Origin of the sequence: Peribacillus sp. Hz7 (assembly GCF_042136355.1) — a bacterium.
Classification (GTDB): Bacteria; Bacillota; Bacilli; order Bacillales; family DSM-1321; genus Peribacillus; species Peribacillus asahii_A.
The window spans coordinates 416,446-432,904 of record NZ_JBHHJV010000002.1 but is presented as its reverse complement, the minus strand read 5'-3'; the positions used below and the strand labels follow the sequence as shown (position 1 = coordinate 432,904).

15 protein-coding genes are annotated in these 16,459 nt (G+C 37.7%); 14 read left to right on the top strand and 1 reads right to left on the bottom strand.

All coding sequences use genetic code 11. The features are described 5' to 3' along the window. Positions 1 to 14 precede the first annotated feature (14 nt). From essC to ACE199_RS05660, 9 genes are all read left to right on the top strand, one after another. Positions 15 to 4,490: a type VII secretion protein EssC gene (essC, locus tag ACE199_RS05700; RefSeq protein ID WP_375348926.1), complete on the top strand. Its 4,476-nt coding sequence runs from the start codon at positions 15 to 17 to the stop codon at positions 4,488 to 4,490. Then, positions 4,487 to 7,249: a type VII secretion protein EsaA gene (gene esaA, locus ACE199_RS05695; RefSeq protein ID WP_375348925.1), complete on the top strand. Its 2,763-nt coding sequence runs from the start codon at positions 4,487 to 4,489 to the stop codon at positions 7,247 to 7,249. The genes essC and esaA overlap by 4 nt, the downstream gene beginning before the upstream one ends. Continuing rightward, positions 7,239 to 7,727 carry a type VII secretion protein EssA gene (gene essA, locus ACE199_RS05690; protein ID WP_375348924.1) on the top strand — a complete coding sequence of 163 codons (489 nt, stop codon included), beginning with the start codon at positions 7,239 to 7,241 and terminating at the stop codon, positions 7,725 to 7,727. Before esaA ends, essA begins: the two co-directional genes overlap by 11 nt. A 114-nt stretch (positions 7,728 to 7,841) precedes the next feature. Beyond that, the gene (locus ACE199_RS05685; protein WP_375348923.1) at positions 7,842 to 8,270 is read left to right on the top strand and encodes a YwqH-like family protein; all 429 of its coding nucleotides are present in this window, start codon (positions 7,842 to 7,844) and stop codon (positions 8,268 to 8,270) included. Then, positions 8,270 to 8,533: a YwqI/YxiC family protein gene (locus ACE199_RS05680; protein WP_375348922.1), complete on the top strand. Its 264-nt coding sequence runs from the start codon at positions 8,270 to 8,272 to the stop codon at positions 8,531 to 8,533. Before ACE199_RS05685 ends, ACE199_RS05680 begins: the two co-directional genes overlap by 1 nt. A 21-nt stretch (positions 8,534 to 8,554) precedes the next feature. Next, complete coding sequence (locus ACE199_RS05675) at positions 8,555 to 10,591, top strand: T7SS effector LXG polymorphic toxin (protein ID WP_375348921.1); 2,037 nt, start codon at positions 8,555 to 8,557, stop codon at positions 10,589 to 10,591. Between the two features lie 21 nt (positions 10,592 to 10,612). Further along, entirely contained in the window at positions 10,613 to 11,068 is a 456-nt protein-coding gene (locus tag ACE199_RS05670) for a DUF600 domain-containing protein (protein ID WP_375348920.1), read from the top strand. 416 nt (positions 11,069 to 11,484) lie between these two features. Continuing rightward, a complete protein-coding gene (locus tag ACE199_RS05665) occupies positions 11,485 to 12,117 on the top strand; it encodes a hypothetical protein (RefSeq protein ID WP_375348919.1) in 633 nt (210 codons plus the stop codon). Between the two features lie 202 nt (positions 12,118 to 12,319). After that, positions 12,320 to 12,685, top strand: a complete 366-nt coding sequence (locus ACE199_RS05660; RefSeq protein WP_375348918.1) for an Imm3 family immunity protein — start codon at positions 12,320 to 12,322, stop codon at positions 12,683 to 12,685. Positions 12,686 to 12,840: 155 nt separating this feature from the next. On the opposite strand, the gene ACE199_RS05655 is transcribed toward ACE199_RS05660, so the two are convergent. Then, positions 12,841 to 12,975 carry a hypothetical protein gene (locus ACE199_RS05655; protein ID WP_375348917.1) on the bottom strand — a complete coding sequence of 45 codons (135 nt, stop codon included), beginning with the start codon at positions 12,973 to 12,975 and terminating at the stop codon, positions 12,841 to 12,843. Between the two features lie 176 nt (positions 12,976 to 13,151). Here ACE199_RS05655 and spoIIIAA point away from each other — a divergent pair, with 176 nt between their 5' ends. Genes spoIIIAA through spoIIIAE form a run of 5 tightly spaced genes read left to right on the top strand, consistent with a single transcriptional unit; the run spans position 13,152 to position 16,455 of the window. Then, complete coding sequence (spoIIIAA, locus tag ACE199_RS05650) at positions 13,152 to 14,084, top strand: stage III sporulation protein AA (protein ID WP_375348916.1); 933 nt, start codon at positions 13,152 to 13,154, stop codon at positions 14,082 to 14,084. Further along, entirely contained in the window at positions 14,077 to 14,592 is a 516-nt protein-coding gene (gene spoIIIAB / locus ACE199_RS05645; RefSeq protein ID WP_375348915.1) for a stage III sporulation protein SpoIIIAB, read from the top strand. Before spoIIIAA ends, spoIIIAB begins: the two co-directional genes overlap by 8 nt. Before the next feature lie 21 nt (positions 14,593 to 14,613). Next, positions 14,614 to 14,817 (top strand): stage III sporulation protein AC, encoded by a 204-nt coding sequence (gene spoIIIAC / locus ACE199_RS05640; protein ID WP_110927473.1) that lies wholly within the window; start codon positions 14,614 to 14,616, stop codon positions 14,815 to 14,817. 15 nt (positions 14,818 to 14,832) lie between these two features. Next, entirely contained in the window at positions 14,833 to 15,222 is a 390-nt protein-coding gene (spoIIIAD, locus tag ACE199_RS05635) for a stage III sporulation protein AD (RefSeq protein WP_257467714.1), read from the top strand. Positions 15,223 to 15,255: 33 nt separating this feature from the next. Beyond that, complete coding sequence (spoIIIAE, locus tag ACE199_RS05630; protein WP_375348914.1) at positions 15,256 to 16,455, top strand: stage III sporulation protein AE; 1,200 nt, start codon at positions 15,256 to 15,258, stop codon at positions 16,453 to 16,455. The last annotated feature ends 4 nt before the right edge of the window (positions 16,456 to 16,459 follow it).

Here is a 16,459-nt window from a genome sequence, read left to right as displayed (position 1 = left end):
CAGGAGATGATAGCATGAGTAATCTCTGGTTGTTTTATGGCCAATATTACCAGAGGGTGCCCTTGAGCAAAGGTCAACAGCATTCCTTAACTGTTGGTCCAGACGCCAAACAAATGATTACATTAAGACACTATCCATTTACAGAGGGGCCAATTACCATCGAAGTAGAGGAATCAGGGTTCTCTGTATGGAGAAAAGGGAGCGTGATTGGCAGGGCAAATGAAAATCATTCCTTTCAATTAAAAGAACAAGATCATCTATTAACTATTTTTCTAACGCTATCCGATGAAACGGTAAAAACCTATTATTTAGGCTATCAGTCTGAAATTACATATTCATCATTTGACAATAAGGCAGAAATCTTTCATTCAAATTCTTTTCCTATAGAGCAAACAAAGAACTCCTTTACTCTATTTAAGGTGGGAAATGGCTGGGTTATTGAGCCTGAGATGTCCAATCTCTATTTGAATGGAAAGAGGATTCCGCAGAAGACAGAAGTGAAAGTGGGAGACTTGCTATTGTGTCCTTTTATGACCTTTCAGCTTCTTGAAGATGATGTGTTAGAGATAAAGAGTATAGGAGATTATGAGACCGAGCTTCCGATCATACAACAGCCACAATCTGTTATGAGCAAGAAATACCCGATGTATCGACGAACACCAAGGATGGTGTATGAACTTCCGAAAGAAAAGGTTTCTTTATCCTTTCCAGTTCAAGAGTCCGAAGATTCCAATAGAGGCCTATGGCTTATTATTATGCCTCCACTCATTATGTTAATTGTTATGGGGATCGTTGCACTTATCCAACCTAGAGGGATCTTTATTATTATTTCGATGGTTATGTTCATGACTACGCTTGTCACATCAACTGTTCAATTTTTTAAAGATAAAGGAAATCAAAAAAAGCGGAAAGAACGGAGACACCGAATTTATACTCATTATTTAGAGAATAAAAGAAATGAGTTATTAGAACTATCGGAAAAGCAAAAAGAGGTACTGCATTTTCATTTTCCATCATTCGAAAAAATGAAGTACTTAACAGAGCAACTGTCGGATCGCTTGTGGGAACGTTCATTAGATAGCTATGACCTTCTCCAATTTAGACTTGGAAAAGGGACAGTGCCGGCAAGCTATCAAATCTCGATTAATTCTGGAGATATGGCAAATCGAGAGATGGATGATCTATTAGAACAATCTCAGCAAATGGAGAAAGTGTATCGGGAAATCGAAAATCTTCCGATTGTTGCCGATTTATCAAAAGGGGCAATCGGTTTAATTGGTAAAGAAAATGTTGTGAAAAATGAGCTTCATCAGATTATTGGACAGCTCGCTTTTTTTCATAGTTATCATGATGTACGGATGGTCTTTATTTTTGATGAAGAAGAATATAGCGATTGGGAATGGATGAAATGGCTTCCTCATTTTCAATTGCCTCATGTTCATGCAAAAGGGCTTATATATAATGAGAAAACCCGGGATCAATTGCTTTCATCCATCTACGAAATGCTGCGAGAACGTGATTCTCAGGAGGATAAAGAGAAAACAAAATTTTCCCCCCATCTCGTGTTTATTATTGCCAATCAGCAATTAATAACGGATCATGTCATCCTAGAGTATTTGGAAGGAGAACATCCATCCCTTGGACTATCCGTCATATTTGCTGCAGAGGCAAAAGAAAGTTTAACAGAGCATATTCATACTCTCGTCAGATATATCAATGATGAAGAGGGAGATATTTTAATCCAAGATAAAAAAGCCGTGTCCATTCCATTTAGACTCGATGCTCATCAACAAAAAGGCAATGAAAAATTCGCTCGTCTACTTAAAACATTGAATCACCAAGTAGGAGTGACGAATTCTATTCCTAACAGTGTTTCTTTTTTACAAATGATGCATATGCAAGATGTAGCTCAATTACCAATTAAGCAAAACTGGCTGACGAATGAATCAGCCAAGTCTCTAGCTGCTCCGATCGGTTTAAAGGGAAAAAAAGATGTCGTGGAATTGAACTTGCATGAAAAAGCACACGGGCCGCATGGACTTCTTGCTGGAACGACAGGATCGGGGAAAAGTGAGTTTTTACAAACGTATATCTTGTCATTAGCTGTTCATTTTCATCCACATGAAGTTGCCTTTTTGCTTATCGACTATAAAGGCGGCGGAATGGCGCAGCCTTTTAAAAACATGCCGCATCTACTTGGAACGATTACGAATATTGAAGGAAGTAAAAACTTCAGTGAACGAGCACTTGCTTCTATTAAAAGTGAATTAAAGAAGAGACAACGTTTGTTTGATGAATATCAGGTGAATCATATTGATGATTATACGGATTTGTATAAACAAGGTAGATCAAAAAATCCATTACCACATTTATTTCTTATATCCGATGAATTTGCAGAGTTAAAAAGTGAAGAGCCTGACTTTATTAGGGAGCTTGTCAGCGCCGCTCGAATCGGGAGAAGTTTAGGCGTGCATTTAATTCTAGCCACACAAAAGCCTGGTGGAGTCATTGATGAACAAATTTGGAGTAACGCACGGTTTAAAGTGGCCTTGAAAGTGCAGGATGCCAACGACAGTAGAGAAATTCTTAAAAACGGCGATGCTGCAACGATTACTGAGACAGGAAGAGGTTATTTACAAGTAGGCAATAATGAAGTGTATGAGCTATTCCAGTCAGCATGGAGCGGTTCACCGTATCTCGAAGATACTTCCCAATCGGAAGATGAAATTGCTCTCGTAACGGATCTTGGTTTAATTCCATTATCGAATGTTACGACCCATGATAGAAAGAAAACAAACAAAAAAACCGAAATAGAAGCAATTGTAGAAAAAATAGAGGGCATACAAGCTGAAATGGGGATTGAGAAACTGCCAAGTCCATGGCTGCCGCCTCTTGCTCATTGGATATCTAGAAAATCTTATCGAGCATCTAATAGAAATGAAATTAGTTTCGCCTTAGTAGATGAACCTGAGAAGCAAAGTCAAACCGCCTTTCATTATGATGTGCTTGATGATGGGAATATAGGGATTTTTGGCTCTTCAGGATACGGGAAGTCCTATACGGTCATTACTCTTTTACTTAGTATGGCGGAAAGATTTAGTCCTGAAGAAATGTATTATTACTTGTTTGATTTTGGAAATGGTACTCTTCTTCCATTAAAGCAGCTTCCACATACAGCCGACTTTTTCTTAATGGATGAGGGGCGAAAGATTGAGAAGTTTATGAATCTATTAAAGGGTGAAATCGCACAAAGAAAGCAACTATTCCAACAGCAGGAAGTAAACAGTATTAAAATGTTTAATCAATTAAGTGATGAGAAACTACCGCTTCTTTTTATTGCTATTGATAATTTTGATTTGATAAAAGAAGAAATGCAGGAACTTGAAGCACAAATTACACAATTTGCAAGGGATGGTCAGTCGTTAGGGATTTATATGATTTTTACGGCTACAAGGATTAATGCAGTTCGTCAACCTCTTATGAATAATTTGAAGACGAAAATTGTTCATTACTTAATGGACAGCGGTGAATCTTACTCTATATTAGGGAGAATTCCTTTCACACCTGAACCGATTCCAGGCAGAGCGATTATTAGGAAAGATGAGTCCTATTTTTCACAAGTATTTTTGCCAACGGAAGGTAAGGATGATTATGAAGTACTGGAATCAATCAAACAAGATGTTCAGTTGTTGAAAGCAAAATATGAAGGCTTTAATGGGCCTAAACCGGTTCCAATGCTGCCATCTGAATTAACGATGTTGAACTTTACATCATATATAGAGAAAGCTCAGATGATTGGCAAATTCCCTATTGGTCTTGAGGAAGAGTCCGTTCAACCGGTTTATATCGATTTTGCGAAAAATAAACATTGTATCGTTCTTGGTCCAGCGCAAAAAGGGAAGACCAACGTTCTAAAGGTATTAGTAAATTCTTTAATCGATCGGGGAACAGAATCAGTAGGAATATTTGATTCATTCGATCGAGGATTATCGAGTTATTCATCAGAGCAAGCTGTCACGTATTTAGAAACGAAAGAGCAAATTACAGGTTGGTTGAGTCATATTGAACATCTGTTAGCGGGAAGAGAACAGGATTATCTCGCAAACATTCAACAAGGTCCTGTAAGAACGGAATATTCACCAATTGTACTCGTTATTGATGGGTATTCACGATTCTCTCAATCTATTGACAGCCTGTTGCAGGATCGAATTTCAAAGCTTATGAAAAATTACAGCCACCTTGGTTTCCACGTATTTGTTTCTGGAAGTAATAATGACTTAACAAAAGGGTATGATTCATTAACCGTTGAAATTAAGCAGATTCGTCAAGCTGTTGTATTAATGAAAAAATCAGAACAAACGTTATTTACCTTATCGTATGAGCGAAAAGAAGAGGAAATCTATCCGGGGTATGGCTATTATGTCATTAATGGCAAGGAGACGAAACTACAAATTCCATTATGCTCTACTGAAACGAGGGTTTATTTATGATAAGTAAAACAAGATATATGATGAAAATGATTTTAGTTATAATTCTTATTCTTGCCACCCCGGCAGTCTTCTTTGGTTCTATTGGTGATCACCCTTTCCAAGTTAGGGAAAACGCAACGCGTACAATCGCCGTAGTAAATGAAGATATAAAGGCAGAGAAGGAAAATAAAGCGATAGATTTTGGGACGCAAATTATGACCATTCTTGAAGAGGATTCCAATTATCAATGGGTGGCAATGAGCCGAAGCGCTGCGGTCAATGGTCTTAAAAACACAAAGTACGATGCAGTCGTTTATATTCCTTCCGATTTTTCGAGTAATATTATGACGTACGAAGATAAACAACCAGATAAAGCCAAATTTGAGTATGATGTTCAAGAACAATTAAATGTCGTGAACCGTGAGAAAGTTTTGCGTGAAATGGAGCGTGCAACTAATCGTGTTAATGGAAAAATATCTACGTTGTATTGGATGTACATTTCACAAGATCTAGAAGGTGTTCGAGGTCATTTTGATGAGATTGTACAGAAAGAAATTGACTTCCAAAAGGCGATGTTAGCATTTTATAGTCCAAGTTCGAAAAGTCTGGCTGGTGAGATCGAGCAGCAAAAAAACATGCTCGAAAGTATTCAAACAGCAACGAAGTCACTAGATAAAGCAGCTCCGGACAGAATCGATAATATTAATCAATTTGAGCAGAACTTAACAGCATTTGTTGAATTTGTAGAAAAATATAAAGAATATCAGGAAGCTCAGCAGCAAATATTGCAGCAATTGCAAGAGGAAAGCCTTGGAACAATTGAGGCATTTGCTTCCAATCAGATTCCGACCTTGACGGATTCTATTAATTCTTTTAATCAACAAGGCGGACAGCTGTCCCTTGAACTAGAAGAGATGGGGAAACAGTTAGAAGAAAATAATGAAAAGATGAATAATCTGTCTGCGATTCGATTAGATCAAGTGAATCGTCAAAAGGAAGAGTTGATTGCTTACTTTAGAGAACGAGAGATAGAATCTCTGAATCAGGCAGTGAACAAGCTTCAGACTTTAAAATCGGAATTAACGAACGGATCTCAACAACCAGATGATCAGGGAGCGGTGGATACTGCTCAAACTCCGACTGAACAATCACCGGCGGGAACTGTTAACACGCAAAAAGAACGAGAAGAATTACAGTCGATTGCTAAAGAGCTGAATGATATAAAGACGAACTTAGAAGCGATTGCTGAACCGCAACCAGAGCAGGTAACTGCTACGATTAACAGTATACCGCTGTTGGCAGAGCGAATGTCTAAAGTGGAACAACAGCTTGCTGCGATGGACACTGAGGAAAATCCATTACAGCCAATTGTGGATGAACTAAATGCAAAAATTAAAGATTTATTAGATAATGCTAATTCTCAAGTTGACCAAATGGATGAATTGATTGAGGAGATTAAGAAGAAAGAGCAAGCGGTTCTTGCTTCTCCTGTTTTAACTCAGGAGAAAAAGGATGTGTTATCCACTGTATTTTCCAAAGAGATTGAAGGTGGATCTTCAAATGCTATTTTGAATTATTATGCTGGACTTGTTCAATTAGAAACATTGTTACAAGATAGCTTGAATGCAAGTAATGAAAATCTTCAAGCTGTACAGGAAAGAATCAGTCCAATTCTTGGGATAAACGAGCAAGAACAAACTATGTGGAATGAGCTTTCTACAGATATGCCATCAGCAACAGGACAAATAACGACTTTACAAGAGCAATTGAATACGTTTTTAGCAGGATACAGTGAAGAGGTTGAAGAACAACATTCTACTATTATGGAAGATTTAACTTCACTTGAAGACAGCTCCAAACAAGTAATGAATCATGTTCAATTCATTTCTGCTGATGCTCCGGCTTCAACAGAAGAAGTGGATGGACAGTCCGTCGTTACTCATCAGAAGGGTCTTGCGCAAGAAATGGCTATGATTCATGATTTAGTGAATTCTCTTGGAGACAGCCAAGATCAAATTGTTACGTATACAGATGACCTGCAATCAAAGGTTGAGAATGTACAACAAGATGCCAATACGCTTAATAATAAATGGGCAGCAAATGTGGATACAACCAAAATGTTCCGAGATGATATTTTTAATGTTTTAGGAAATGCGTATGTAGATGGCCAAAAGAATGGGCCGGTTTATGATCATTTAGCCCAACCGCTTCAAATTAGCGGAGATAGCACGTTGAAGAAGGAAGAAAAGAATATACCGCCTGTTATCATCCTGGTCATTGTGTTAATTGCTAGTTTATTAATTGGATATTTCAGTCATTATTTCAAAGGGGCACCTAAACTTGTCCAAGTGGCTGTGTTTGCGCTGCTAAATTTAATTGTTGGTTTAATTATTAGCATATATGGCTTAAATATCTATCCATTAGAAGAAGTGCGAGCAATTGAATGGACGATTATGACAGTTCTTCTTCTTACTGCTGTTTCTACTATCGTTCTTGTTAGCTTTACGCTTGGAAACTTATTAGGGTGGCTGGTGAGTGTGGCGCTAGTGGTGTTCTTTGTTAGTCCATTACTTGCTTTAATAGCACCAAATATTGATTATGAAGATCCAATGTCAAAAGTATATATGTCGATTCAATATGAACCTGAATCGTTATTTATTCCAGCTGTTACTGTGTTAATGGGCATCATTGTCGTTCTGACCGTTATTCCGTTAGCTATACAAATCTGGAAGAATAAACGAGCAAGAAGTATCGAAGAGGAAGAGTCATATGAAGCTTAATCGAAGGATGATGTTTGCTTTGTTGCTTCCTATGAGTCTCTTTATAAACGCAAATGTGACAGAGGCAGCTGCACCTGATCTTGAAACACTAACACCGAATGAGTATGAAAAAAAAGAGTTCAAGGAAAATACAGAGTATTTACATGAAAAGGCACTATATGAAAATAAGCAATCCATTCCGGAACAGCAAAAGGAATTAACGTTTGAACTTCCAACGTCTAATTCTAATGAAGAAATATTAAATCAGTTATTCGTTGGAGAGATAAACGCTCAACATACCATTGCTGAGAAAGCCGAACAAATGAATCTTTTTTCGGATAAGAAACCAGAGGATCTTCGGCTTAAAGACAAAAGTGAACATCCTCCGAATCGGCAAATACAGTTAATGGTTATAATCGGCTTACTAGCCATTGGACTGATGGTAATGCTCGTTTTGCTTATTCCTAAAATGGTGCAAGGAAACCAGCAATTGAAGTGAGGGGTAAGCGAGTTGAGGGAAGGATTAAGCCTTCTCTCAACTCGTCTTATTTTAAAGAATGCCTTTACGTTCTTCCCCCACTGATGGAAGTTTCACTTTCCAGGAGGTGTAAATATGAGTTTTTCAGATACACTTAATCAAATTTACAATGAGATTTCCAGTCAATCGGCAGCTATAGATGAAAAAATTTCCCGGTTAGAGCAAGCGAAACAGAAAATAAAGGAAGAGCAATATATCAGTTTGCAAGAAATTCCGAAAATTCTAGAACCTCAACTAGGTGCTTTATGGATGGGGAGCCGCTCAAATTCTTTTGATAATTCTAGAGAGAAAGCCCATACAGCGATGGTCACCATCATCAATGATGATTATGATGACTACGTGCAAAGTATTGAAAATAAAATCAATCTATTACAGATAGAACGAAGCGTTTTAGATTTCGCAAGCGGATTGGCCAATGAAGCGAGTCAATTGATAGGGAAAGGAGAAGAAGTATTCGATGAGTTAGAAAGTAAAATCAGTGATTTGAAAGGGAGGCTGTTTTAATGCAAAATATCAAACTGGATTATTCAGAAGTGATTCAACAATTAAATGATGTGAAAAAGAAGCTTAGTGAATTACATCTCCCGAGTCCTTCTGAAACAGAACTTGGACAGAATCAGCTTACATTTACAAAAGAATGGCTTCAAAGAGAAGAGAATCTACAAAAAATGGTTATACAGTATATGCAGGCCGTTCAAAAAAACGTGGAAGATACACATGCGAATGTAGACATTTTGAAAAAACAAGATGAAGCGATCGTTAAATAATGTAAAGGGGCTTTATGAACAATGGAAATGAAGATATATGAAGCCGACACGTTGGTTCATTCTGTTGAAGAACGTGCCAAGCAATATAAAGCATTAAAAGAGCAATTTCAGCAATTAAAAATAGAGTTTGCTAAGATTGTAGATAATGGGAATTTTCTCGGCAACGGAGCAGAAGCCATCAAAGGATTTTATGAAGCACAAATCGATGTAGTTGACGTATGGATTCTGCTTATTGATCAACAAGTGGCTTTTTTCGAAGGCATTCAAGGAATGACAGAAGATGTTCAACTATCAGGAGACACCGTTGTAAAAGTACCTTTCCTAGAAGAAAATTTGTCCCAATCCAATCAGTTAGCGAAAGAAATGGTCACCCAGCAACAAGAAGATCTCCAGCAAATCTTTAACGACATTGAAGATTTAATTTCCCTCCAGGTGTTCTCTAAGGAAGAATTCGATGAAAACATCAACGAGGCCGAAAAAGAACGCAACGAAACGATTCAAAAAGTCAATAAGCTAGATGAAGATTTAACGACGGAATATGCGCTATCTGAACAAACAGAAACGTATGTCTATGCTCTGTTCAACCAATTGATAGAGGCGACCAGAAAGGGCGAGAACATATCTCCTCTCTACTTTAATGCTAACACGTATAAGACGAGTGAAATCTATCAGCTGAAAGACGATGTAGCGAAGCAAACAAATCAATATTTAACCTTCAAAAAAGATCAGCATGAAGCAAGAGAGCTGGCCAAAGAAATCGAAGCCCAGGAAAATCGCCCCTGGTACGAAAAAGCGTGGGAGGCAACAAAAACCTTTACAGGTGAAATCACCGGCTATTATGATACTAAGAGAGCCGTAGAAGGTGTTGATCCCGTAACAGGCCGAAAACTATCCGAAGCTGAACGAATCACAGCCGGAGCTATGGCCGCAGCAGGCTTTATCCCCGTCGTCGGCTGGGCTGGAAGAGCGTTCAAAGGCGGAAAAGCAATCTATTCAACAGCTAAAGGATTGGATGCCGCGAGCACCGCTCTCGATGCCTACAAAACATCCAAGTCTCTATCTATTTTACAAAAAAGCGAGATGGGCATCTACGGTTTAGTCTCGGCCAACGGACTAAGCGAAGCGATGCTTGGTAAGGATATGTTTGGGAATGAGCTGACGGATGAACAGAGACAGAATAGTCTATTGACGGCACTGGGGATTGTTGGGGTTGCGGGGGCAGCGAAGCTTGTAGACAAAGCAGGAACGAACTTCCCATACAGCAAGGCATACATACAACAGCAAGTCCAACACGCTCAAACGATTCTTAAGGATATGGGAAGAGCCGGCTATGACACACTAAAAAATGTTGGAAAGTCAGGAACATCCACAGCCAAGGCAATCGGTAGAGAACTCGGAAAAGTAAAGGTTCCAACCGGTATCAAAGCCGAACAATTACTTGCCAGCAACGGAACGAGATTTGTCCATGTTGGGGTGGATAAAACGCAAATCAAGGATCTTGTTCAGAAGTTTGCGGTGAAAAAGAGTTCGGGGAATACGATTGATACGGGGATGGTAAATGGTGTTGCTGGAGCAAATGGCGTTAAAACATTAGTTGGAGCAGGAGAACAGTTTACAAACGGAAGAAAAAATAGGTTAAAGCCTGATATTAGGTATAAAACAGGAGAGTATGATTACTTTTATGAAACAGATAGTGTAGGTAGGGTTGTAAAATTTGAAACAGAAAACTTACAGTTAACAACAAGAACAGAAAGGTTGTCACACAGCAAAAATACACCAGGTAAAGTAAAAGGTCAGGACCATGCAGGCCATTTGGCAGGTGATAGATTTGGAGGCTCACCTAAAATTGACAATTTGGTATCGCAATTATCTGATGTTAATTTGAAGCAGTATAAGAAGATTGAAGAAGAATGGGCTACAGCTTTGAAAGAAACACCTCCCAAAGAAGTAACAGTTGATGTTGAAATAATTTATTCCGGAAATGATATGCGTCCAAAGAAGTTTATAGTTAATTATTCTATTGATGGTGAGCTGGGCTTTGAAGTTATTGAAAATTAATCTAAGGAGTGAGAATGTAGTATGAAAGAATTTGAAGATAGATTTAGTGAATTGCAAGCGGATATGATATCTATATGTATGGAGTACGTTGAAGATAGAGCGGATAAGGTGTATGTTTACGCTTCATGTGAAGAAGGTATTATTTCGGGTAGATTCTTTTATTTGATTAATAATAAGTATGTAAAATGTCATAAAGTGAATGATGCATTGGAGGATGGGGACGAAAGATATGATGTGTCTAGAGAACGCCAGTTTATGGTATTGCGCATAATATGTGAAGATATCGAAAAAGTAAAAGTACTGTGCAAAGAATATGAAAGAGACATGCCAACGGAGATGAAATTAATATATGATGTTAAGAGTGGCAATTTCAAAGCTGAGTACAAATATGATTTAGTATATACGAATGATGATATTAAAACGGCGGGGCATATTGCTGATGAGTGGTTTGAAGAGGTAAAAAATAATAACTTTTAAATTGTTCACAGTTAAAGGTATGCTAAGATTTGAATTCATAACTCATGAAGGTTGTGCCATCATGGAGTTATATAACCATGTTCTGCTAAGGAAATTAACATGCTCGTTGGTTTAAAGATAGGACTAGTAACGAATTAATTTATATAACTAGCTATAAAACACCTGATTGCTTTTTAGGGCATCAGGTGTTTTTTTCGGGAAATTTATACTTTGGCCAACATGAATAATGCGTACATGAAATTCATAACCCATGAAGGTAGTATCATCATGGTATAGTTAACAAACAAGAGAGACTGTACAAGCTCGTAGCGATAAACAATAGGTAATGTAAAAAGGTTCCTCAGCCAAAGGAATGAACGCCGCGAATCATGCCCTTGATGCAAATCCTTATCTATTCTATAAAAAAGGAAAAATACATGCACGAAACTATTTGTAAGACTTTTGTAGAGATTTCAGAAGACCCTCATGTTATTAAATTAGATAATTCTAAATTAACCAAAGATGAAATTAATGAGGCGATAGAAACTGCTGATTTATCATTTCTCGACAGAAGACTCCACCTCAAGGAATGGGGACATAGCCCAATGAGTAGATGGGGGGAGTTCAATAGAAATGGGGATTTGCTAATGAGTAATTTAAAAGAAGGAAAATTGGTAGTAGAAGGTATTGAAGTTAGTAAAGATACCAAATTGACTGTTTTTGAAAAATTTCTAACCATAAATACTAGTCTTGAGGTGAGGAAAAGACAAAATGGTAAAGCGACAGTGGGATCTTTAAAACCTATACAATTGGGGAATAAAAAGTTTGCTGTTAGAATTTTATTTGAAAATAATAATATACAAGGAATAAGATTAAAGGTTAGTGATCCATCCATTAACGAATGGGACTACGAAGAAAAACTATCTCAACATGGAGAATGGTTAACAGAACAAATAGGCTATCCTGAGGGAATCTTATCGGAAAATGTGTTTGAGTGGGGGAAAATCACGCAGTGGTATGATCAAAGGTCTAGTGGGGCGGGAATTAGTATATTATATTTTCAAAGTTGAAATCTTTAGTAGGCCTTAACAGTTTGTTGTTAAGGTCTTTTTTATACATAAATAGAAAAATGAAAGAAAAGGATGAGCTTTAGAATGGAGAAGTAAAAACCTTTACAGGTGAAATCACCGGCTATAAAGATTGATTTAGAGGTTATTCATAATAATGGGAATAGAATAAAACCATAAATAACTAATTATCGGAGGTTTTTTGATGGAGCACTTTACTTATAATGAATTATTTGAAGTTATCCAGGAGGATTATCAAGAGTATTTAAATAAAAATAGAGGAAATAGATATGCTATTGCTAGGGCCTTTAACGAGAATCTTGATATGGGTAATATAGAGGGTTTTATTGTTTATACCGCTATTGGTGAAATATTGATTACGCATGATAAAGTATTTAACGGATATCTTGAAGCTATAACAAATAAATTAAATAGTTTCAATCCTAAAGAAGCGTCAGGAGAATTGACAGCCGTAGAGATAGAGAATTTATCTAAAAGAATTAAAGAAGTATTAGAGGGGCTCAATCATGTTGAAGTAGACTATAAGCCTAATACAGACAATAGAGATTAAAAATTAAGAACCTTTGGGAATAGTGAATTTATTCTCATAAGGTTCTTCTTTATTATTCAGCGGTCAATTAGACTATTTTTAATAACCGCAGAAGGTTCAGCCACTTGTTTACTTTGATTGGCAGATGAGTAAATCTATCATCAATGATAATGGGATTAGTCGGTATGTCCGTTATTTTTAATTTCTTGCTGATTAAACTGATTACACGCACTTTTGGATTGTAAATCCATATGCACAACAATATTAATATTCATTTCTTCATTAATATCTTCTATATACCTGATTCCCATAAAACCCCTTCTTAGTTTAAAAGATTTTCGCTATTCTTTACATTGCTGTTTAGATGTGTTGTTATCTCACGGTTTATTTTCCTCTCTTAGCCTAGCATACTTTTCGAAAGCTTGTCATGAATGCTAAGCGATTTGCATACATATTAGGGAAATGGTGGATACAGGAGGAACGTTAGATGGAATCAGTACTTGCTCTTTTGCCTAAAAAAATTCAAGATCCGCTTCTTAGAGTACCACCGGATATTTTGTCGCGCAGTGAAGAGGTTCGCATTCGTGTTGGAAAACCAATTGAAGTAACTGTGGCAGGGCAGCCATACTTTATTCCTTATGAAGTAAGCGCACGGGATGCGGAACAATTATTAAGTCATTTGAGTCAGTTTTCGTTATATACATTAGAAGAGGAATTGAAGCGCGGCTATATAACAATTGCTGGTGGACATCGTGTTGGTCTTGCGGGCAAGGTTATTTTAGAAAACGGTACAGTAAAAGCAATTCGTGATATTTCTTCATTCAATATTCGTATTGCTCGGCAAAAGATTGGTGTCGCTGAATCGCTTATTCCTTCTATATATAACGATCAATGGCATCATACATTGATTATCGGTGCACCGCAAACTGGAAAAACGACCATTCTTCGTGATATTGCAAGAATTATGTCTACAGGACATGAGCCGCTCAATATCCCTGCTAAAAAGGTAGGAATTGTCGATGAGCGTTCTGAAATTGCCGGCTGCGTTCATGGTGTACCGCAGTTAGAGTTTGGGATTCGAGTCGATGTGTTAGACGGATGTCCGAAAGCAGAAGGAATGATGATGATGATCCGGTCGATGTCACCGGATATATTAGTTGTGGACGAGATTGGTAGACAAGAAGATGCGTCAGCTGTTTTAGATGCAGTAAATGCAGGGATTAAACTCATTATTACAACGCATGGTCATACATTTCAAGAAGTTCAAAAACGTCCCTTTATTGCGAATCTGTTAGATCAAAATATTTTTGAACGCTTTATTGAAATTAGACGAGATGATAAAGGAAATCGGAGCTATCATATTTTGAATGAAAAAGGACAACAGTTGTACGTGAAGGCAGGTGCTGGACTTCATGTTTAAGTTGTTAGGCGCAGCGATTATTATCATGGCTACCACTTGGGCTGGTTTTGAGGCTGCCCGAAAATTAAGTACAAGACCCCGGCAATTACGGCAACTAAAAGTCGCTTTGCAATCACTCGAAGCGGAAATTATGTACGGGCATACCCCGTTGAAAGAAGCAGCGCAAAAATTGCAAAAACAGCTGCCGAAGCCGCTGAATCATTTGTTTGCTGCGTTTGCTACACGGCTTGATCAAGGGGAAACAACGGTTAAAGAAGCATGGGATGAAAGTTTAACAGAAGTGTGGAGCGCTCTTTCTTTAAAGCAAGGAGAGTATGAAATTCTTACGCAATTTGGAGAAATGTTAGGCAAAAGCGATAAGTACCACCAGCAAAAGCAAATTATGCTGACAATGGCTCATTTAGAACGTGAAGAGAGCGAAGCTGTTGACCTGCAAGGAAAGTACGAAAAAATGATGAAAAGTCTTGGTTTTTTATCAGGGTTATTATTAATCATTTTGCTGATGTAGCAGAAGTGGGAGGAATGGAAGATGGGCATTGAAGTAGACATCATTTTTAAAATCGCAGGAGTGGGCTTAGTTGTCGCCTTTTTGCATACGATTCTTGATCAAGTTGGAAAAAAAGAATATGCCCAGTGGGTTACTTTATTCGGCTTTATTTATATTTTGTTTATGGTTGCCTCTATTGTAGAAGATTTATTTCAAAAAATTAAATCGGTCTTTTTGTTCCAGTAAAGGAGGGGATGCGTCATTGAGATCATAAAGATTGTTGGGATTGCTCTCGTGGCTGCTTTTCTTGCTTTAGTTGTAAAAGAACAAAAGCCGAATTTTGCTTTTTTATTAGTTGTTTTTGTAGGCTGTTCTATTTTCTTGTTTTTAGCAGACAAAATTTATGAAATTATTATGATGCTTGAAAAGCTGGCCATTAATGCAAATGTAAATACGGTTTACTTAGAAACGATTCTTAAAATTATCGGCATTGCCTATATTGCTGAATTTGCCTCTCAGATTACGAAAGATGCCGGCCTTGGCTCATTGGCTTCTAAAATTGAGTTAAGCGGGAAAATTTTAATTTTAGCAATGGCCATTCCGATTTTAACGGTCATTATCGAAACCATCTTACAGATGCTCCCAAGTTAATGAACAATTTCTACTAGTCGATGAGGTGAAGTTATGAAGCAGCGGCATCTTTTTTTTATCGTCGTATACACGCTGTTCCTTTTTTTTCAAACGACCGTTGGACAGGCTGCTGAAGAAGATGAATTGAAACAAGAGCCAATTATGCAGTCGGATTTAGTACAAGATCAACTTGAGAGAATTGACTTTGAAGAGTTAAAAACCTTTTGGGATAGCGTAATTACAGAGTATGGTGGTTTTTTGCCAGAAAGTCAAAAAGGCAGCTTTATGGATTTTGTAAGCGGAGAGAAGCAATTTTCCTTTAGCGAGTGGTTTAAGGGCATTGCTAAGTTTGTCTTTCATGAGCTGCTTGTAAATGGAAAGCTGCTTGGTTCGCTTCTTTTGCTGACAATCTTTAGTATGTTTTTGCAATCTTTACAAAATGCTTTTGAACAAAGCTCCATTAGTAAAGTCGCGTATGCCATTGTGTATATGGTGCTCATTATATTAGCGTTAAATAGCTTTCATGTAGCAATGGAATATACGAAAGAGACCATTAACATGATGACTTCCTTTCTAATGGCGCTTATCCCATTGTTACTTGCGCTAATTGCTACTTCGGGAGGGCTGATTTCAGCCGCTTTTTTTCACCCGCTTTTGATGTTTTTGATGAATACAAGCGGCATTTTAGTTCAATATGTCGTGCTGCCGCTCTTATTTTTTTCGGCGATTTTAAGCATTGTTAGTACACTTACCGATCATTATAAAGCGACGCAGCTTGCCCAGTTATTGCGAAACTTTGCCATCGGTATTCTCGGTGCATTTATGACGGTTTTTCTGGGGGTCATTTCCGTACAAGGAACTTCTTCGGCTGTAGCTGATGGCGTGACGATTCGGACAGCTAAGTTTATAACAGGAAATTTTATTCCGGTAGTTGGCCGAATGTTCACCGATGCTACAGATACGGTCATTAATGCATCGGTCTTATTAAAAAATACAGTGGGAATGGCTGGAGTTGTTATTTTATTAGCGATTATCACATTTCCTGCACTTAAAATTTTAATGATTTCATTTATTTATAAGTTAGCAGCGAGTTTACTGCAGCCGCTCGGTGGAGGCCCGGTTATTGCTTGTCTCGGTATTATTAGCAAAAGTATCATCTTTATTTTTGCGGCGCTTGCGATTGTTTCACTTATGTTTTTTTTAAGTATTACCGTTATTATTGCTGCGGGGAATATTACGCTCATGGTTCGTTAGAAAG